The sequence below is a fragment of the Paenibacillus sp. MAHUQ-63 genome (genome assembly GCF_028765165.1).
Taxonomy (GTDB): Bacteria; Bacillota; Bacilli; order Paenibacillales; family NBRC-103111; genus Paenibacillus_E.
Genome location: NZ_JARADB010000003.1, coordinates 1,229,988 through 1,250,969 on the forward strand (window position 1 = coordinate 1,229,988; position 20,982 = coordinate 1,250,969).

The 20,982-nt window shown below is 49.1% G+C and carries 14 protein-coding genes; all 14 read right to left on the reverse strand.

Annotation, left to right across the window (positions count from 1 at the left end; genetic code table 11):
* Positions 1 to 3 precede the first annotated feature (3 nt).
* On the reverse strand, positions 4 to 897 hold the full coding sequence (locus PUT07_RS21315; protein ID WP_274470450.1) for a MetQ/NlpA family ABC transporter substrate-binding protein: 894 nt from the start codon (positions 895 to 897) through the stop codon (positions 4 to 6).
* A 49-nt stretch (positions 898 to 946) separates the two neighbouring features.
* Positions 947 to 2,230 carry an acyl-CoA dehydrogenase family protein gene (locus tag PUT07_RS21320; RefSeq protein ID WP_274470451.1) on the reverse strand — a complete coding sequence of 428 codons (1,284 nt, stop codon included), beginning with the start codon at positions 2,228 to 2,230 and terminating at the stop codon, positions 947 to 949.
* Positions 2,231 to 2,271: 41 nt separating this feature from the next.
* Complete coding sequence (ssuD, locus tag PUT07_RS21325) at positions 2,272 to 3,429, reverse strand: FMNH2-dependent alkanesulfonate monooxygenase (RefSeq protein WP_274470452.1); 1,158 nt, start codon at positions 3,427 to 3,429, stop codon at positions 2,272 to 2,274.
* A 93-nt stretch (positions 3,430 to 3,522) separates the two neighbouring features.
* Positions 3,523 to 4,980 (reverse strand): 4-hydroxyphenylacetate 3-hydroxylase family protein, encoded by a 1,458-nt coding sequence (locus PUT07_RS21330; RefSeq protein ID WP_274470454.1) that lies wholly within the window; start codon positions 4,978 to 4,980, stop codon positions 3,523 to 3,525.
* Between the two features lie 175 nt (positions 4,981 to 5,155).
* On the reverse strand, positions 5,156 to 5,767 hold the full coding sequence (locus PUT07_RS21335; protein ID WP_274470455.1) for a TetR/AcrR family transcriptional regulator: 612 nt from the start codon (positions 5,765 to 5,767) through the stop codon (positions 5,156 to 5,158).
* A 253-nt stretch (positions 5,768 to 6,020) separates the two neighbouring features.
* Entirely contained in the window at positions 6,021 to 7,385 is a 1,365-nt protein-coding gene (locus tag PUT07_RS21340) for an LLM class flavin-dependent oxidoreductase (RefSeq protein WP_274470456.1), read from the reverse strand.
* A gap of 226 nt (positions 7,386 to 7,611) precedes the next feature.
* Entirely contained in the window at positions 7,612 to 8,199 is a 588-nt protein-coding gene (locus PUT07_RS21345; protein ID WP_274470457.1) for a sulfatase/phosphatase domain-containing protein, read from the reverse strand.
* A 390-nt stretch (positions 8,200 to 8,589) separates the two neighbouring features.
* Positions 8,590 to 8,940: a helix-turn-helix domain-containing protein gene (locus PUT07_RS21350; RefSeq protein WP_274470458.1), complete on the reverse strand. Its 351-nt coding sequence runs from the start codon at positions 8,938 to 8,940 to the stop codon at positions 8,590 to 8,592.
* A gap of 515 nt (positions 8,941 to 9,455) precedes the next feature.
* Complete coding sequence (locus PUT07_RS21355) at positions 9,456 to 10,742, reverse strand: IS110 family transposase (RefSeq protein WP_274470460.1); 1,287 nt, start codon at positions 10,740 to 10,742, stop codon at positions 9,456 to 9,458.
* A gap of 1,238 nt (positions 10,743 to 11,980) precedes the next feature.
* Entirely contained in the window at positions 11,981 to 12,424 is a 444-nt protein-coding gene (locus PUT07_RS21360) for a GNAT family N-acetyltransferase (RefSeq protein WP_274470462.1), read from the reverse strand.
* 217 nt (positions 12,425 to 12,641) lie between these two features.
* Positions 12,642 to 12,950: a hypothetical protein gene (locus tag PUT07_RS21365; RefSeq protein ID WP_274470463.1), complete on the reverse strand. Its 309-nt coding sequence runs from the start codon at positions 12,948 to 12,950 to the stop codon at positions 12,642 to 12,644.
* A gap of 96 nt (positions 12,951 to 13,046) precedes the next feature.
* A complete protein-coding gene (locus PUT07_RS21370) occupies positions 13,047 to 13,310 on the reverse strand; it encodes a hypothetical protein (protein WP_274470464.1) in 264 nt (87 codons plus the stop codon).
* A gap of 202 nt (positions 13,311 to 13,512) precedes the next feature.
* On the reverse strand, positions 13,513 to 14,394 hold the full coding sequence (locus PUT07_RS21375; protein WP_274470465.1) for a phosphotransferase family protein: 882 nt from the start codon (positions 14,392 to 14,394) through the stop codon (positions 13,513 to 13,515).
* Between the two features lie 597 nt (positions 14,395 to 14,991).
* Positions 14,992 to 20,751 (reverse strand): hypothetical protein, encoded by a 5,760-nt coding sequence (locus PUT07_RS21380; protein WP_274470466.1) that lies wholly within the window; start codon positions 20,749 to 20,751, stop codon positions 14,992 to 14,994.
* Positions 20,752 to 20,982 lie beyond the last annotated feature (231 nt).

Consider the following 20,982-nt stretch of genomic DNA (forward strand, 5'->3'; position numbering starts at 1 on the left):
TCGTTATTTGTTCAAACCATCCAATAATTCAATGGCGTCTCCGTATTTTTCCTTATAAAAATCTTTGACAGCCTGGCTCTCATAAGCTTTTTGCAGCGCTTTGACTTTAGGAGTGCCTATCAGCTTGTTATTCACTGCCACAATGCCTTTATAAGGCAGGTCTTTCCCCGTCTCCAATGCCAGAGCGTCCTGTTTCGGTTTATAACCAATCTGAACCGCGGTACCGGCAAACAGGAAGCCTACATCTACGTCGTCTAGCGTCCTCTGCAGCATCAATTGATCGACTTCCTTAAATTTATACTTATGGGGATTATCCGTAATATCTTTAAGCGTCGCATGAATGACATCCACGCCGTCTTTCAATTTCAAGAGCCCCAGATCGCGAAGCATGAATAGCGCACGTCCGTTGTTGGCAGGATCGACGGGAATACCGATAAGGGCGCCGTCTGGAACCTCTTTGAAAGACTTGTATTTCTTCGAGTACAAGCCTGAAGGGGTGAAGGTTGTGTAAAAAGCTCTCGAGACGTTCTTGAGACCTTGGTCTTTCACGAATTGATCAAAATACGCCTCATGCTGGAACGAATTCGTATCGGCTTGGCCGTCGTTAACAATTTTATTAGGTTGAATAATGTCATTCACGATAACGTGGTCAAGCGTATAGCCGTCCTTCGCTAATTCGGCTTTTAAAATTTTGACAATCTCGCCGTTGAACCCGGCATCACTCATGACATGGTGAATCACTTTATCCTCTGGATTCGCTGTTGCAGCAGCTTTCGAGCCTGCATCAGGCTGAGCCGCAGTGTTCGTGCCGGCCGTGTCCGTCTTCGAGCAAGCTGCAAGAAGGAACGTGAGGGCAAGGATAACGAACATTGTGGTGAGTAGGCTTAGTTTTTTCATCTTGTTTTTACCACTCCTTTGATCTGAAATTTGTATGTTGAAAAAGAGACTAGGACTGCGGCATCAGCCGAACGTCGTTGTCCACAGTTGTCTGGTCGGTGCTCAAGGGTACACCTATTCCGGTTTGCCATGCGAATGGCGGGCGCGTCCCGTTAACAGCGTAATCGCCGACAATTCGTTCTTTATAAATCAAGGGATTATGTGAAGCGATCGTCCGGGCGTTCCGCCAATAACGATCAAGCCCCTTCGATCGAGCTGTGGCCGAGGCGCCAAGCGCATCGAAAATGGCTGCCGTGGCCTCAAGTGTCAGCTTCGCGACGACCGTCTGCGCTTGAGCCACTTCCACCTCCGCTTCGACGTTCGCATGATCGGCGTACCCGGTATCATCCAACGACTGAGCATCGCATGCTCGCTGCACGGCCTCAGCCGCCTTCAGTACGATCGCGCCAACAGCGTACGCCTGACTGTGCACGCGCCCCGCAACTTGCAGCACCTGTGGATCATCGCCTGCCCTGGCCGCTGATGCGTGCGAATATGTTCTCCGCCGTTCGGCGACCGCTGCCGCAACATCCCTTGCCGCCGCCCTCGCTATGCCTGCCAGTGTGGAAAGATGAACCATTTGAGCGAATGCCGTGCCATACTTCGTATATGTTTCTCGGGGAAATACATCCTCTCTCTCGACCGGTGTATCCACGAACCTCGTCGTGCCGCTGCCGGTCAGCGTTTGTCCGAAGCCTGCCCAATCATCGACGATGTCGACCCCTTCTGCGGCAGCCGGCACCATAGCCGACACAATGTCGTCTTCATCAAACGTCGCACTAACGACGATCCAATCGGCATAAAGTGTTCCTGTTGAATAAAATTTGGTTCCATTCAAAAGCAAGCGATCCTCTGTCTCGGATAAGGTGGTTGCGTAGCTACCCACCTTGTTATCTCCGATCTCTGTTAGAGCATTCCCAACGATCGCGCCGTTCGCGATGCGTCTTAACCATCGCTGCCTTCGTTCTCCATCCGGCAAGTGCAATATCCTTTCCACGAACCCGAAATGAATCCGCAGAGCTTGCGTCAAATTGGAATCCGCTTCTGACAATTCAATCAACAGACTAAACAATTCCGGAAGCGTAGCACCGAACCCGCCTTCCTCCTGCGATAAACGGAGTGCCCCGAATCCACACTCCCTTAGCCACCCAATTTCTTCGAACAGAAGTTTACGGTCCAGCTCCCGATGAACAGCCCCTTCGCGAATTCGTTGAAAGGCTGGCCGGAAATGCTGAGCCAGACTCGTGTAGTTACCCGATGGGCCGCTTCCCCACAATCCTTCCGTAATTCCCATACTGCTCCTCCTTATTCCTGATCTTTGCGGTACTACAGCATTCAAGAGGATGCGACTGACCGGTTCTCCTCATTAGGCAAAATATCATTTGCCACCATCTCGCCGAATGGACTTACGAACGCATACTTTTCTTTCGGTGCTTCTCTCTTACTAAGCGGAAGCTTCGGAAATAACAGTTCTTCGACCCGGAAGGCTTCTTCCAAGTGAGGATATCCGGACATAATAAACGTTTCAATGCCCAGCTCGCGATACTCCAACATGCGCTCGGCAATGGTATCCGGATCTCCGACCAATGCCGTTCCTGCTCCCCCTCTGACGAGGCCGACACCCGCCCAGAGATTAGGGCTGATTTCCAGCTTACTGCGATCTCCTCCATGCAGCTCTGACATCCGCCGTTGTCCGACGGAATCCATTTTTGCGAAAGCTGCTTGCGCTTTGGCAATTGTTGAGTCATCCAAGTTGGAAATTAAACGGTTTGCGGCAGCCCAAGCTTCTGCTTCCGTTTCCCGGACAATGACATGAAGCCTTATCCCGAAGCGAACTTTCCTTCCTTGCTTCGCAGCGAGCTCTCGAACGGCTTCCACTTTCTCTTTAACTTGTGGGGGAGTCTCTCCCCATGTTAGATAGACATCAACATGATCTGCAGCGATTTGTTGCGCAATCGGCGATGAGCCTCCAAAATATAACGGCGGATACGGCGCTTGAATGGGCGGATATAAAATTTTCGCCTGCTCCACCGTGATATGATCCCCATCGAAATTAACTTGTTGTCCCTGCATAAGCTGTCTCCAGATCGTCAGATATTCATCGGTAAGCTCATAGCGTGTATCATGATCCAGCAAAAGCCCATCGCCTCTTGCTTCAGAGGTATCTCCGCCGGAGACGATATTAATAAGCAGTCTTCCTTGGGAAAGCCTGTCGAAAGTGGCCGCCATCCTGGCCGATAGCGTCGGTGACATAAGTCCTGGCCGCAGGGCTACGAGAAACTTTAACCGCTTAGTAGCTGGGATTAGCGCGGAAGCTGTTACCCAAGCATCCTCGCATGATCTTCCGGTTGGCAGCAAAACGCCGCTGAATCCAAGCGTATCAGCTGCCTTGGCAATCTGGGTGGCATAATCCAAATCCACCTCTCTTGCTCCCTCGCCTGTTCCCAAATAGCGTCCATCGCCATGTGTCGGTATAAACCAAAAAACTTCCATTTTCATTTCCATCCTTTCTTATAAATAAAAAGGAGACCGATAGCCACATTGGGCAAAAGGTCTCCGGTTGTCCGGCTGACAGTTAGGCATACACTAACTTCCGTTTACAGCTCCCCGCTTGGCGGAATCTTTAATCAGCTGCCAAATTGGAGCGGTCAAACTTTCTTTATCGTGCGTCAAATACTGGTTGGCAAATCCCCGCACAGGGTCGCCGGCATAAAATCTCTCATACAGCTCGTGTCTGGATCCAAGCGGGCTTCCCACCAGATCCCATGCAAGTTTGAACAATTGAACCTTTTTCTCGGCGCTGACTGTGGCTCCCTCGAAATATTCGCTCATTAGCTCAGAAATTGTGCCATAGAAATCTTCGATACTGGAGGGGACTTGAACAAATCCTCCACCACCAATCTGCTGTAAAATTTCAACAGCACGCGGATAGAACCTTGTTCCAATATTTCTGGCTGTGTTTATGTAGGATAACTCCGGAATCAACACACCGTTCTCATCAAATTTGGCTTGCGTTTCAGAGGCAATGACAAGCGCTTTGATCGTATCGATTTGCGTTAATAATTCGCCTAGCTTTTCTTGAATGTGGAGAAATCCGCCTACACCAATCGCTTCTGCAACAGCAAACGTGACACCCGTTATAAATTCAAGCTTCGCAATATAACGCACGACATTTTGATGAAAAGCCAGTGCGTTTGCCGTTGTGTTCGCCCTTAACGCCATCACTTTTTCGGCGTCGCCGAACATGAGTACACGTTCCCACGGAATCAAGACATCGTCGAAGAACAAAACGGCATCCATCTCGTCATATCTGGCGCTAAGCGGATAATCATGTGCTTTATCGCTTGCATACGACTGCCGGCAAACGATATGAAGACCTGCAGAATTCGCTGGCACAATGAGGACATGGGCATGCTCGCGATGAGCTTGTTCTAATTTGAGGAAAGAGAAAATAACGAAGTCATGCGTATACGGAGCACCAGTCGCAATCATCTTGGCTCCTCTGACGACAATGCCCTCGCTAGTCTCCTTAACCACATGCAGGAAACGCGATGCGATTCGGCTATCGTCTAATCCGCTCGATCTGTCGATTTGCGGATCAATAATGGCTGTCGTCAAAAACAGATCGTTGTCCCTGGCCGATTCATAGTATGCTGTAATTTTTTGCGCAAATCCAGGCTCCAACCGATCCAGTTCGTTGCGCGCAGCATACCAGCCGGTTATGAATGAACGGGCATAATCAGAGAGCCTGCTCATCATACCGTTGCATGCTTTGGACCAAAAGGCGAAGGATTGACTTCTCCGCGCGAGCTGATCAGGCGTATAGGGAACAAGAAAGGAACTGTGAACGTAAGCTTCCCTCCCCTTGATCCGATAACCAACCTGATCTCGAAGCTCTGGATCGTCAAGCGAATCAAAAAGACTGCGTATCGTCAGTAATGTTCCGCGAAAAGCCGGGTGCGTTTCGAGCTGGGTGACTTTACTGCCATTTAGCCATACCGTTCGACCATCTTGTAAACTTTTAATAAATCTTTCGCCTCTCACGTGCTCACTCCTACCTTCGCTGAATTTCAATAATTCCGATGAATTAACTCAGGTATTAGTTTTATCTTATCCATTGAGCAAAGCAAGGTCAACAAACAAAAACAAGTAGAATGAAGCTTTTCGGACAAATTAGATATGATTGACCAGTTATTTCAGCAAAACAAACAGAATTCATTCAATTGCACACCTTTAAGCTCATCGCTTGATAAAAACCCATTGAAGCTATTCTGCTTAATTGAATGGCCATATAATTAGGAGAATAAATCATCCCTTGTTTAAACCAGCTCAGGACAATCCCTACGATCCAAGTGGCCATGCTTCCCAATAAAATATCCAATGGAATAGGCTGCTTCTGATCCATTCGATTGCTGTCGATCCGCTGACCTATCGTATGCTGGACCGCTTCAATCATACGGTCGCCAAAGCACGAATCGGGCAAATGAAATAACAGTACGCGATACATGTGTGCATTCACGGACATGTGCTCGAATAGCAGCAGGAAGTAGGGGTCGGGAACTTCGTGATGCGGCATATAGCCCAATATTTGCGATTTATTGCTTTCGTACAAATCTGAAATTTCGGCAAGCTCATCTTTCATGATTTGTTCTAGAAGATCGTACTTGTCTTGATAATGGGTATAAAAGGTGGATCGGCTAATATCCGCAGCATCTGTAATATCCCTCACGACAATGGTCCCGAACGCCTTCCTCTCACAAAGCGACAAGAATGCGCTGGTAATATGTTGTCTTGTCTTATAAATACGTCTATCTGATCGTATAACATTCATGCACATCTCCCCCTTACACAGAATACTTGACATTTTGGCTAATAATGTCCGATATCGGACATTTACTGGAATTATGTTCCTTGTCTTGAATTTGTTATATGTTATCATAAAGGACAATTCATAGTTAATCAATTGGAATTATAAAATTTAGCAAGGTTATCTTTCCGTTGTCAAAGATAACAGCTGCCATCGTCAAAACTTATCCAATCCATGTGGGTATAAATCAAAAAGCACCCAACTAGGGTGCTTTCGTTCATGCGCTATACCATTCCGTTTCTATCGTTGAATGCGGTCCCTTGGCAAACCGATTATTAGGATAAGGAAGCTCGTAGTGATCGCGAAGGGTGGTTCCCCTGTACTCCGTTCGGAACAGTCCTCTGCGCTGGAGTTCAGGAACAACTAGATCCAGGAATTCCTCTAGTCCTCCGGCCATCAGCTGCGGCATAATATTGAAGCCGTCAGCAGCCCCGTTCTGAAACCAATGCTCTATGATATCGGCAATTTGCTGTGGTGTACCGGCTATCGTCTGGTGACCGCGACCTCCGGCCAGACGCTGCAGTAACTGACGAAGTGTCAGATTCTCACGATGTGCCATCTCGACAATCAAATTCGCGCGACTCTGATGGCCTCTCACTTCTTGAACCGGCAATTGCGGCACCGGGCAGTCTAGTGGATAACCGGTCAGATCAAAGCCGACCCGATTGGATAGCATCATTAAGCTGTAGGCAGGATTGGAAAGCTCCACGAGCTTCGCTTCCTTCTCTCTGGCTTCATCTTCCGTGCGTCCGATAATTGGGCAAATTCCCGGCAAGATGACAATGTGCTCCGGTAAACGCTTCAATTGAACCGCCCGTTGTTTCATATCTCTATAGAAGGACTCCGCTTCTTCGAAGGTTTGCTGAGCCGTGAATATCGCTTCCGCATATTCCGAAGCGAACTGTCTGCCATTCTGCGAAGAACCAGCTTGAACAAGCAGCGGTCGCCCCTGAGGTCCACGGGATATGTTGAGCGGCCCCTTCACGGAGAAATGTTCGCCTTTATGATTAAGCTCATGAACCTTGGAGCTATCCGCATATATACCGGTTTCCTTGTCTCTGATAAGGGCATCGTCTTCCCAACTATCCCATAATAGGGTTGCTACGTCCAGAAACTCCCGTGCCCGATCATAGCGCGCAGCGTGTTCCGGGATTTGCTCATAGTTGAAATTTTGCGCTTCCGCATCTGTTCCTGACGTAATGATGTTCCATCCGGCGCGGCCACGGCTGAGATGGTCGAGTGAAGCAAATCTTCGAGCCAGATTGAACGGCTCATTGAAGCTCGTGGACACAGTCGCTATCAGACCGATTCGCTTGGTGACCACAGCAAGTGCGGAGAGGAGCGTCAGCGGTTCGTATCCGCCGATTGCCCCGTATCGGACGGCATTCGGACTGGTCGCTACGCGATCCGCAAAGAACAGTGAATCAAGCTTTGCTGCCTCCGCTTTAGCAGCTAAGCGTTGGTAAAAAGTGAAATCAAGCAACTGATCTAGATTCGTCTCCGGGTGTCTCCATGCTGCTTCGTGGTGCCCCATCGGGGAAACGAACAAATTTAAATGAAGTTGACGATGTGCATTGCTCATAGCGATACCTCCCCGTTTGTTGAAATTAGAAAAGGCTCCCGAAACAAGAGATATCGCACGCGAAACGAGTACGGTAAACTTGTGTTTGGGAGCCTTTGGATATCCAATTGGCCGACATCATGTATTCTCACATCTTACATGAATTATACCAATTATACAAGTGGGATTAATATGTTTTATAGACTGTTGTTCGATCATGCCTTAGCGTTGCGGCAATTGTAGAGAACTATCGACTTTCCCAACGATGCCAGTCAAAAGAGGATGACTCCAGCCGCGTCTGATAGTGCGGTGAAATGATGAATGGCTTGCCTGCCTGAGACACTAGCTTGCCGCCGTCGGTCAGCCCTAGATTTCGCTGCTCCAACACCTCGACGAGAAGTCGACGCCACACAGCTACTTCCTCCTGCCATTCAGGGTGGTCTGCCAGATCAGCGCTTTCGCTGAGATCGGTGCGCAGATCAAAGAACTGTTCCGTCCCGAGGAGCGGGAACCAGATGTATTTGAACCTTCCGTCCGTAATGTACTGCATCTCCTGCTCCTCCGAGTAACACGTCGAATGTTCACCGTGAACGAATTCGCGCGTGTTCGCGGGCTTTCCTTGCAATAAACCTTTCATACTGATGCCGTCTACGGTGGCGGGAATAGCCAGCCCCAGCATATCGAGGATCGTCGGCATGATATCCTGGATGGCCACTGCCCTCGAGACGGTCTTCACAGGGCGTCCGTCCTGCGCAGGCGGCTTGATGATTAGCGGAATCCGTGCCGAACCTTCGTAAGCATAGGTTTTGCGCCACAGGTGATGATCTCCCAGCATATCACCTCAGATAGAAAGACGAACAGCGTGGAGTCAAATAATCGTTGCTTCTTCAAAGTGCCGAACAGCCGGCCAAGCTGGTGGTCGATAAACGTGATCGACCCGTAGTACCCTATCCGGGCTCGTCGGATCAGCTCATGGCTCTTGACGCCTCGCCAAGCATCAGGCCGCAAGAAGCCTGTCGCGGCGATCTGTCCCTTGTATTTGCACTATCGTCTCCCGATAGCTCAATCACACTTTTGTATAATTGTTCATTCAATGGATACGCCCCTTTTAAAAAATATCTTTTTTACAAAACTATCTATGTTTAAAGTACAGTGTTGATTCTGGACAATAAAATAACCGCATTGTCCAAAATGCGGTTATTTTATTGGCAGGTCTCTTAAGACTTTATTTATTAAGCATATTGTATTCAATCCATTTATCTATCTCGACTTTATTAAAGTATTTTTGATTACCTATGTCGATAAAAGGAATGAACCTATATGTGTCGTAAGTGCTAATTCCTGATTTTAACTCGGTTTGACTCTTAATAAGGTAATCAAAATCTTCTAAAGAAATTCCCATGTATTGTGCTGCATCATCAGAAGTCATTAGTGCTTTTGTTTGAGTAGTGGTTTTTAGTGGTTTTTCTAAATGTTCTTGGCTTTTCAATCCATTAGATACTACCCAACCTGATAAAATTAAGCATCCTCCGAGAATAATAATTGAAATTGGCAATAAGATATTTTCTTTTTTCAAGTTTTCCCTCCAAAATTCAAGACATTAGTAAGAATAGGACGATTGCAAAAGCTTTCTATTCGTGTTGCTCGTTGATTGAAAATTATTGTACCATATATTGGAACTAAACTCCCTCTATAGAGAAACGCTTTGCTCTCAAATACTCTCGTTTTCTCAGCTTTTGACCTTTAAATACTTTTTAGCAGACAACATTCAATGGTATGAAGTTGTAGAGGAAGAAATTTATGGATATGCTGAAGGGCAAAAGACTCTCTGCCTAAACCATCTGTTGTAAAAAACGGATGGTATGGTAATGTATGGTTGCACTTTTGGATCTCCACATGTACTCATGGTGGTCAACCCTCCCACATCTCGCAGAGTCTACGCTCCCTCATTCCTTCATTCAACCTGTCCATGAGGTGGAGGTCAGATATGCTGCCCGACAGGATCTTTGTCCGTAAGTTTAGTGCCTTTCCGACTCATCCGTGCTTCTTGTTATCTTGCTGTGCTTTGGTCATCAACATAAAAAGCGATCATTAAGCTGCTTGTGGTATCTCCGTAAATCGAGGGATATCCTGAATCATCTTCTCTTCACTAAACTCATGGCACTTCTGCAAGATACCGAAAAGAATGCGTATGAGTTTGTTACATAACGCGATGAGAGACTGCATCTTCTTTAATGGATTCACAGGCCGTTTCGTGTAATACTCGTGTAGGGTTCGAAAGGCTGCATTTTTAGCGACTAGCGGCATTATCACTCTAAAGAGCAGAGCACGAAGGCGTTTCCTGCCTCTCTTTGTGATCCTGGTTTGTCCTATATGTGTGCCGGATGAATTTGTTTTCAAATTCAGTCCAGCAAGCTTTGTGATCTGTTTTGGATGACGGTACTGGTCAATGTCTCCTACCTCTGCTAAAAAGCCAGCGATCGTATCCCGGCCAATTCCTTTTATGGCCAATATTTGCTTCACATGAGGGATCTGCGCTAGCAGTTCATCTAACTTTACTTCCAATTCCTCAAGCTTGTTCTTAAGCCATTCGTACTGTGTTAGCAACAACTTTAGCTCCATTTTAGCCAGCTCAGAACCTTGCTTGATACCAACAGAACAGCCGGCTGCTGCCTTTAGACTCTGTATTCGACCTAGACCAAGCCCACGCTTTGCAGCCTCCCTTAAATGCTGCAGCAACGTCTCGTCTGGCACAGAAACAAGCTCATATGGCAGTAGATTGAGGCTTAGCATCTGGATGGCAGACTTGCACTCCCAGTCCTTAAATACCGTCAGAAACTCTGGAAAATACCGATCTAGCCAATTATGGACACGTAATTGTACAACACAAAGGTCAGTTGTCAGGTGCTCGCGAATTTTCATGGCTTCCCTCAGTTCGCCATAAACACCTTGAGGAAGGCTCGGTACAGCGTATCTCCCGTCTTTGACCAACTGTGCGATAACTTTTGCGTCCTTAATGTCATTCTTTGTTGGGGAATTGTCATCTAATTCTTTACTTTTCTTTACGTATAGTGGGTTCACTACGCCGTATTTTACTTGCTCTTCTTCAAGAAAATGGGCTAGGTTTAGCCAGTAGTGACCCGTTGGTTCCATACCAACTATAACGTCCTTGAGCCCTTGCTCCGCCGCAATCTTCCTAAACCAGCTCACAAATAATTCAAAGCCTTCTCGATTATTTTCAAACGTGAGTGGCTTCCCGAACTCGACCCCGCGGAAGTCTTGAGCTCGCGCCACATGTCTAAACTTTGCGATGTCGACTCCGATAATTAAGGTAGAAAAAGTGATTTGATTAATTCGTTCATTTTGAGTAGAATGCATGTTGTAGTCTCCTTTGGTTTTGTTTTTGGATCCGACGCTGGCCAGCATCAGGGATCCCTAAACATCATACCAAGGAGTCTTTTTATTTCTCAAATCTCGTATTTCCTCATAATAGGAATGCTGCCCGTTAGGTTAAGGAGCTACCCCTGATTTATCGACAATCCAGCCTAATCTTGTTTGTTTAACTTAAATATAACTCGAACTTAGATCACTAGCATAGAATAAGTATCCTTCGGATCCCCTTTTTTCTTTATTTTCCAATTCGGTTGTAACTGCAAGTAACGGATGTCCAGTAAGTAAGATGTGTTTTCTTACTTCAATATTTGCTGAAGGAGAAGGAAAAAAGCAAAATAGTATAACTAGTCCTAAAATTGTTATGTAAATTACACGCCCTTTTTTGCTCACCATTATCAACCCCAGTTTCAGTATTAATAAATCGATCTCCGAGAGGAAAGCATTTAATGTCTATTAAAAATGACGTTAAAGATAAAAGAACTAGCCACCGCTTGCGGCGATCTACTCTCTTCTTTCAACTATCGTTCTCCGATAGCTGAACCTCTTCTTTTCAAATCATTCTTGGCTACGTCCAATGCAACGGCTATCTTAATCTGATTTGTTTTACTGAGTCCCTTAATCAAATGCTCTAATGGGCATACTTCAACTATTGGATCTATTAAGCTTAACCTCCTGTTGCACACTATAAGACTTTAACAGAAGCAATTTCCTTCCCAGCCTATCCGCTGACAAGAAGATGCCAAGACTGCATGATCGATTCGACAAGCCCAAATACAGTTGTAGTTATTCCACGAATTTTATCCACAAAGCAACATTTGAGTCCTCGCAACGGTGACAATCAGTTTATGACTCTTTCCTACGTTGAATACCTAACGCATACCGCCACTTTGCGCCGATTCCCAACCCCTTCTGACTTATTGCAGCTATCTCCGTAGCGAATGGTACAGATCTGGATGCAACATTACTGCCCGGATTGATTGATGGCACGGCAATCACCGCTCCGGGTGGTCATTCGGATCGATGAACTCAGAAATGTAATTATTTTAGGCAATGCTTTTTTGGCATATTTGATATGCCTGTAAAGTCTTTCTTTCGCCTCTTTATCTACATGCCAATCGCTTGATATGGAATGGATAAATCATTAAACTTCTGTGTGCTGTCAAAAAAGATATTCAATAGTTATTTAAAAGGCTGTCGATTTCTCGACAGCCTGGACAGAAGAATTACTTCTGCTGTTCATTGTATTTCAAATGTAAAATGGGGTAAGGGCGGCCTGCTCCATCCGTCAAATCTTCACCGATTATTCCGAAGCCGCTTTTTAAGTAAAACCTTGTCGCATTCTCATTTTGTTTATTCACATCAACGGACGTGATCCCAAAACCATTGATGCATATTTGCATAATTTGTTTCCCATACCCTTTGCCAATTTTATCGGGATCGAGAAATAGTGCTTCCAAGTGATTTTCATTGATGGCGGTAAATCCAATGATAGAGTCTTCGATATACCAGAGACGTACATCAAGATGAGGAAAATACATGGGTAATTCTTTTTTGATTTCCTCTTTATCCTTAAAATTCAAAAAATGATGAGTGGCCATTACCGATCTTTCCCAAAGATTTATAATAATATCATAGTCATTATCGGTTGCTTTTCTGTTTTGTATCATTTCGTTCTGCTCCTTTTTCTTATTAATTTATCACGCTCCTTTCATCACATTTTTGAAGATGATGATCGTATATCTCCAATTGATATATGTCTTCATGCTTACCACTCTTTTCGGAATTATATTAATCGATTTACAATCGCGGCGATCTGTCCCTTGTTTTTGCACTATCGTCTCCCGATAGCGTAATGAACTCTGTCGGATGCCACTGAATCTCATTTTACAAAAATCCATCCTCGGGTTCACCAACATTAAAACCTAATACTTTTGTTGCTTCCGATTTAAAACTTTCAATCCAAGAATTCCAGTCGCTATCATTCAGCTGTGCAAAGAATGATAATCCACTTGGTTCGACTGAAGCATAAATAAATATGTCATTATCTTCTTGTCCAAACCAATAAGGAACTCCATTTTTATACCCTATCCATCCTGGCATACTTTCATATAAATTAGAAATTTTATTCCATATTTCGTCGGGTAGATAATACCAAATATTTAGATTGCAATTATGGGAGCTTTTATTAGTCAATGTTTATTCTCCCTTATTCTGAGAGTTATACTAAATTCATTCTTGCTGTTGATGTCGTAGATTATCTTGCCCTTTAGCTTAAAGCAATTGCTTTATTCAAAAATAACCTGGGGCTATTAAAGAAAGAAATATTGTTCCAATAAAAAAGTAAATTGTCGAAGCCATATACCCAAAGTTCTTTTTAAAAATTGCAACAAAAACAACTGAAAGAAGAGGTATTGCCCAAACAAAACAAATCAAGTATTTCATTCCAAAATGTGCTGCTAATGAATTAATGTACATTGGAATTCCAAGCATTAACCATAAAACAGAGAAAAAGAGTCCCACCATTATAGATGTAAGTAATTTAGGTTTTCCCACTAAATTCCCCCTCACTTCCTCTTCGTTAAAACTCTATACGATTCCATTACTTGGTAGTTGCGTTAATCTGCCCGTTACTTCAATGAAACAAGGGACAGCTACCTGGCGAGGCGATCTATCCCTTGTTTATGCACTATCGTTCATAGTTAGCGGAATGATTTAAATCAATGCAACATCAACTTCAATCGAGAGGGAACTGCCCTTACACAAGCAAACGCTCATTTAAAAATCGATTATCCCTGACGATTTTTCTTACCTTCTTCATCGTATCCGCGTGTTTGGGCACTCCAGCAATTCGGTCAAGCAACAGCCACCTCAGGCAGGCAAGCGCTTCAAAGATCCCCAACTCCGCCGTCGCCAGGGGCATTTCCTCTTGATATTTGTATAAAAACGTAAGGCTTTTGCTCTCGCTCAAATAGATACGCAGAAGCAGACAAGCCCATGACAGATCGTATCTAGGATCCCCTAATTGCCCGTTCGTCCAGTCGATCACTGTGTATTGTCCATTCTCTTCTAGAATATTCCCTAAATTGAAATCGCCGTGAATCAACCTGTCCATTTTCATATCCGCGGAAGCGACGAGCCGGATCAGTTCCTCTTTCATCGCCGGAAACGCCTCGATCCCCTGGAAGAAATACTCAACAAAATCATACCTAGCTAGCGCCCTACCCTCCAATCCTTCCGGAGATAGCCGGTGAATGTCGGCAAAGGCAGCAGCAATTTTCTTAAAAATGCTCGGGTTCACCTTCGTCACAGCAGTACCATGATAGAGGGTCAGCAGCACACTGTCCCCAGTTTTGGTCCGCCCATAGCCGATCGGCTCGGATACACTGATTCCTTGACGACGAAGAGCTTTCAAAAGGCAATATTGACGTAGGACGTCGGGTTTCGAGTGTTTGTTCCACACCTTCAGTACAAAATGCTCTTCCCCTTTTGTGATCTTAACCACATCTGCCTCAAACCCCGGTGAAAGCGGGACAAACGTCAGTTCAGCTCCTGAAATAACCAGATTGTTTAAAATTGGGTTTTGTTCATGCCATTCAATATTCGCCAATGAGTCGTATATAGTTTTTCCTGCTATCATACCTCACCTCTGGTTATTTACTCCTTCCAGGAAATTCAACATTTAGCCGCGTTATCCTGCCCGTTACTTCAATAAAACAGGGAGCAGCTGCCGGCCGTGGCAATCTACTCCCTTACTTTTGAACTAAAGTTCCCTGTTAGTTGAAAAATTATCATTTGAGTAGCGAACTGCGTAATTGTTGTTGCACCTGTCGTTTGACAAGAACATGCAGCGGCGCTGGTTCACCATCTTTCTTTTTTCGAGAAACGAATAACGGATCATTGGAGAGATATTCGCCGCACTCGGCCAGATGTTCCCGGATTGCTTTAGCCGAAACATCGCCAATTGGGATTAAGGGTCTTGTTAGTTTTTCTTCTCGCAGTGGAACGATATGGGTCCCGAATCATCCTTTTCTCATCCAGCACATCCGAGATTCGCAGCTTGAGTAGATCGCTAAATTTAATTGAAAAGAAACAGCGGCGGACTATGACTTGAGGAAATTTGCCGCCGCTGCTTTTATTGAGCTAACAGTTGCAAGGTAAGCATTTGTTGTCATCTCCAGCTTTTATCGGGCCAGAAAACAAGTATTTAAAATCCACATTACCATAAGCAGGCATGTTATGGGGTAAATGTTATAATGTTTAAATCACGATTATTGGCTGTACTTGAAGTAAGGTTGGTAGCTATCGTAAAAATGACTCTAACGGAGTACGTCGAGGTAGTAGTAGCTGGTGCAACATCTACCTGGGTACTTGCTAATGGGTATCTATGAGTCCCTGCACTTGGTTGATTTGCATTAAAAATCCTTGTATCAATTAATGTTGCATCTCGATATAATCGCAGTTCAAAACGCACTGACCAGTTCGCAGTAGTAATTATTTCAATAGATAAAGAATAATCAATTTTTAACAGCTGGTTAACCACAACACCTTGAGTAACACTTACAACTGTTACTTCTGTGTTTAATGGTGGAAAAACATTTATTGATCCTGCGTTTTCAGCAAAAGCTAAAGTTGGTGAAATACCAGTTGGACCGGTTGCACCAGTGGCTCCTGTTGCTCCCGTTGGGCCTGTTGCTCCTGTTACCCCCGTTGCTCCGGTAGCTCCAGTCGCTCCTGTTACCCCAGTTACCCCTGTTGCTCCTGTTGCTCCTGTTACTCCTGTTGCTCCGGTTGCTCCGGTTGTTCCTATTGCACCCGTTGCTCCGGTTGCACCCGTTGCTCCAGTTACTCCAGTCGCTCCTGTTGCTCCGGTAGCTCCAGTCGCTCCTGTTACCCCTGTTACACCAGTTGCTCCGGTTGCTCCTGTTGCTCCGGTTGCTCCTGTTGCTCCGGTAGCTCCAGTCGCTCCTGTTACCCCTGTTACACCAGTTGCTCCGGTTGCTCCTGTTGCTCCGGTTGCTCCAGTTGCTCCGGTTGCTCCGGTTGTTCCTATTGCACCCGTTGCTCCGGTTGCACCCGTTGCTCCAGTTACTCCAGTTGCTCCAGTCGCTCCTGTTACCCCTGTTACCCCTGTTGCTCCGGTTGCACCCGTTGCTCCGGTTGCTCCAGTTACTCCAGTTGCTCCGGTTGCACCCGTTGCTCCGGTTGCTCCAGTTACTCCGGTTGCTCCGGTTGCTCCGGTTGCACCCGTTGCTCCAGTCGCTCCTGTTACCCCTGTTACCCCTGTTGCTCCGGTTGCACCCGTTGCTCCGGTTGCACCTGTTGCTCCGGTTGCACCCGTTGCTCCAGTCGCTCCTGTTACCCCTGTTACCCCTGTTACCCCTGTTGCTCCGGTTACTCCTGTTGCACCCGTTGCTCCAGTTACTCCTGTTGTACCCGTTGCTCCGGTTGCTCCAGTTGCTCCAGTTACTCCAGTTGCCCCAGTTGCTCCTGTTGCTCCTGTTGCTCCTGTTTCACCCGTTGCTCCGGTTGCTCCAGTCGCTCCTGTTACCCCTGTTACCCCTGTTGCTCCTGTTACACCCGTTACTCCGGTTGCACCCGTTGCTCCGGTAGCTCCATTCGCTCCTGTTACCCCTGTTGCTCCTGTTACACCCGTTGCTCCGGTTGCACCCGTTTCACCAGTTGCTCCTGTTGCACCCGTTGCTCCAGTTACTCCAGTTACTCCAGTTGCTCCAGTTGCTCCAGTTGCACCCGTTGCTCCTGTTACCCCTGTTACCCCTGTTGCTCCGGTTACCCCCGTTACCCCTGTTGCTCCGGTTGCACCCGTTGCTCCAGTTACTCCAGTTGCTCCAGTCGCTCCTGTTACCCCTGTTACCCCTGTTGCTCCCGTTTCACCCGTTGCTCCGGTTACCCCCGTTGCTCCGGTTGCTCCTGTTGCTCCTGTTGCTCCAGTTACTCCAGTTGCTCCGGTTGGACCGGTTACACCCGTTGCTCCGGTTACACCCGTTGCTCCGGTAGCTCCAGTCGCTCCTGTTACACCAGTTACCCCAGTTACCCCTATTGCTCCGGTTACACCCGTTGCTCCGGTTGCACCCATTGCTCCGGTTGCTCCAGTCGCTCCGGTTGCTCCAGTCGCTCCGGTTACCCCAGTTACCCCTGTTGCTCCTGTTACACCGGTTGCACCCGTTACTCCGGTTGCACCCGTTTCACCAGTTGCTCCTGTTGCTCCTGTTGCACCCGTTGCTCCAGTTACTCCAGTTGCCCCAGTTGCCCCAGTTACTCCGGTTGCTCCAGTTACTCCTGTTGCCCCAGTTGCCCCAGTTGCTCCGGTTGCTCCTGTTGCACCCGTTTCACCCGTTGCTCCGGTTGCACCCGTTGCTCCAGTTACTCCTGTTGCTCCTGTTACCCCAGTTACCCCTGTTGCTCCCGTTTCACCCGTTGCTCCTGTTGCTCCTGTTGCACCCGTTTCACCAGTTGCTCCTGTTGTACCCGTTACTCCAGTTACTCCGGTTGCTCCGGTTGCACCCGTTACTCCGGTTGCCCCAGTTGCTCCGGTTGCACCCGCTTCTCCGGTTGCTCCCGTTACCCCCGTTGCTCCGGTTGCTCCTGTTGCACCCGTTGCTCCGGTTGCTCCTGTTGCTCCTGTTGCTCCCGTTGCCCCGGTTGCCCCAGTTGCTCCGGTTGCACCCGCTTCTCCGGTTGCTCCTGTTGCCCCGGTTGCCCCAGTTGCTCCGGTTGCACCCGCTTCTCCGGTTGCTCCTGTTGCTCCCGTTGCCCCGGTTGCTCCTGCTGCACCCGTTGCTCCGGTTGCACCGGTTGACCCGGTTGCTCCAGGTACTCCAGTTGCTCCGGTTGCACCCGCTTCTCCGGTTGCTCCCGTTACCCCCGTTGCTCCGGTTGCTCCGGTTGCACCCGTTGCTCCGGTTGCTCCTGTTGCTCCCGTTGCCCCGGTTGCTCCTGCTGCACCCGTTGCTCCGGTTGCACCGGTTGACCCGGTTGCTCCAGGTACTCCGGTTGCACCAGTTGCTCCTGTTGCACCCGTTGCTCCGGTTGCTCCTGTTGCACCCGTTGCTCCGGTTGCTCCTGTTGCACCCGTTGCTCCGGTTGCTCCGGTTGCTCCAGTTACTCCAGTTGCTCCGGTTGCACCCGCTTCTCCGGTTGCTCCCGTTACCCCCGTTGCTCCAGTTACCCCCGTTGCTCCGGTTGCTCCGGTTACACCCGTTGCCCCGGTTGCGCCCGTTTCTCCGGTTGCACCCGCTTCTCCGGTTGCTCCCGTTACCCCCGTTGCTCCGGTTGCTCCTGTTGCACCCGTTGCTCCGGTTGCTCCGGTTGACCCGGTTGCTCCAGTTACTCCGGTTGCCCCAGTTGCTCCTGTTGCCCCCGTTGCTCCGGTTGCTCCGGTTGCTCCGGTTGCACCCGTTACCCCCGTTGCTCCGGTTGCTCCGGTTGCACCCGTTACTCCAGCTGCACCCGTTACCCCAGTTGCCCCGGTTGCTCCGGTTACACCCGTTGCCCCGGTTGCTCCTGTTGCACCCGTTGCTCCGGTTGCTCCGGTTGCACCCGTTACTCCAGCTGCACCCGTTGCTCCCGTTGCACCAGTTACCCCTGTTGCTCCCGTTTCACCAGTTGCTCCGGTTGCACCCGTTACCCCCGCTGCTCCCGTTGCTCCGGTTGCACCCGTTACCCCCGTTACCCCCGTTACCCCCGTTGCTCCGGTTGCTCCGGTTACACCCGTTGCCCCGGTTGCGCCCGTTTCTCCGGTTGCACCCGCTTCTCCGGTTGCTCCCGTTACCCCCGTTGCTCCCGTTTCACCAGTTGCTCCGGTTGCTCCTGTTGCTCCTGTTGCTCCCGTTGCCCCGGTTACTCCTGCTGCACCCGTTGCTCCGGTTGCTCCGGTTGACCCGGTTGCTCCGGTTGCCCCAGTTGCTCCTGTTGCACCCGTTGCTCCGGTTGCTCCGGTTGCACCCGTTACCCCCGTTACCCCCGTTACCCCCGTTACCCCCGTTGCTCCGGTTGCTCCGGTTGCACCCGTTACTCCAGCTGCACCCGTTGCTCCGGTTGCTCCGGTTGCACCCGTTACCCCCGTTACCCCCGTTGCTCCGGTTGCTCCGGTTGCACCCGTTACTCCAGCTGCACCCGTTACCCCAGTTGCCCCGGTTGCTCCAGTCGCTCCTGTTACCCCTGTTGCTCCCGTTTCACCAGTTGCCCCGGTTGCTCCGGTTGCACCCGTTACCCCCGATGCTCCCGTTGCTCCCGTTGCTCCCGTTGCACCAGTTCCCCCTGTTGCTCCCGTTTCACCAGTTGCTCCGGTTGCACCCGTTACCCCCGTTGCTCCGGTTGCTCCGGTTGCACCCGTTACTCCAGCTGCACCCGTTACCCCAGTTGCCCCGGTTGCTCCCGTTGCACCAGTTACCCCTGTTGCTCCCGTTTCACCAGTTGCTCCGGTTGCACCCGTTACCCCCGCTGCTCCCGTTGCTCCGGTTGCACCCGTTACCCCCGTTGCTCCGGTTGCTCCAGTTACCCCCGTTGCTCCGGTTGCTCCGGTTACACCCGTTGCCCCTGTTGCACCCGTTGCTCCTGTTGCACCCGTTGCTCCAGTTACTCCGGTTGCCCCAGTTACTCCGGTTGCCCCTGTTGCTCCGGTTGCTCCAACTGCACCTGTCGCGCCAGTTGCTCCGGTTACCCCGGTTGCTCCCGTTACTCCTGTTGCCCCAGTTACTCCGGTTGCTCCTGTTGCTCCAGTCGCTCCTGTTACCCCTGTTGCTCCCGTTTCACCAGTTGCTCCGGTTGCCCCAGTTACTCCGGTTGCCCCTGTTGCTCCGGTTGCTCCAGCTGCACCCGTTACCCCAGTTGCCCCGGTTGCTCCAGTCGCTCCTGTTACCCCTGTTGCTCCCGTTTCACCCGTTGCTCCTGTTGCACCCGTTGCTCCTGTTACTCCTGTTGCCCCAGTTACTCCGGTTGCTCCTGTTGCTCCTGTTGCTCCTGCTGCACCCGTTGCTCCGGTTGCACCAGTTGACCCGGTTGCTCCGGTTGCTCCGGTTACACCCGTTGCCCCGGTTACACCCGTTGCCCCGGTTGCGCCCGTTTCTCCGGTTGCACCCGCTTCTCCGGTTGCTCCCGTTACCCCCGTTGCCCCAGTTGCTCCGGTTGCACCCGTTGCTCCTGTTACTCCGGTTGCCCCAGTTGCCCCAGTTACTCCGGTTGCTCCGGTTGCTCCAACTGCACCTGTCGCGCCAGTTGCTCCGGTTACCCCCGTTACTCCAGTTACTCCGGCTGCCCCATCTGCCCCCGTTGCTCCGGTTGCTCCAGTTTCACCCGCTGCTCCGGTTGCTCCGGTTGCACCCGTTACTCCAGCTGCACCCGTTACCCCAGTTGCCCCTGCTACACCTGTAGTTCCTCTTGCTCCTCTTGCTCCTCTTGCTCCAGTCGCACCTGTTGCACCTGTTGCACCTGTTGCACCCGTTGCTCCGGTTGCTCCGTTTACCCCCGTTGCTCCAGCTGCACCCGTTTCCCCAGTTGCCCCTGTTACACCTGTAGTTCCTCTTGCTCCTCTTGCTCCAGTCGCACCCACTGCTCCTGTTGCTCCGGTTGCACCCGTTACCCCAGTTGCCCCTGTTACACCTGTAGTTCCTCTTGCTCCTCTTGCTCCAGTCGCACCTGTTGCACCAGTCGCTCCGGTTGCACCCGCTTCTCCTGTTTCCCCCGTTGCTCCAGTCGCTCCGGTTGCACCCGCTTCTCCTGTTTCCCCCGTTGCTCCAGTCGCTCCGGTTGCACCCGCTTCTCCTGTTTCCCCCGTTGCTCCAGTTGGGCCGGTTGCCCCCGTTGCTCCCTTCGGCCCTTTTTCACCCGCAGCCCCTTTAAGACCACATGGCCCTCGTATACCCCTTGGACCTCTTATTAAGATTAAATTCCTGACCTTCTTTTTTCGTTCCCTTTTGAACTTAAATTGTACTTCAACTCTTGTTTTTTTCTTTTTTTTCTGCTTATGATACTCCATCAATATTCTTTTGCCAGGTTTCTTTTTTTTCTTATGTTTGAATTGCGAACGTTTAAGTAATCTTGTTTTCGGTTTTTTTCGTTCTTTTCTCGATTTCTTTTTTTTTTCTAAACAAAATACAGTCAATCTCCGCTCACCTCCATACAAACAAAGTATGAGGATAAACGTCGACTGGAATAGACTAATTTCTCAATCTGAAAAGAAATACATGTATATTACCATAGTAATTGC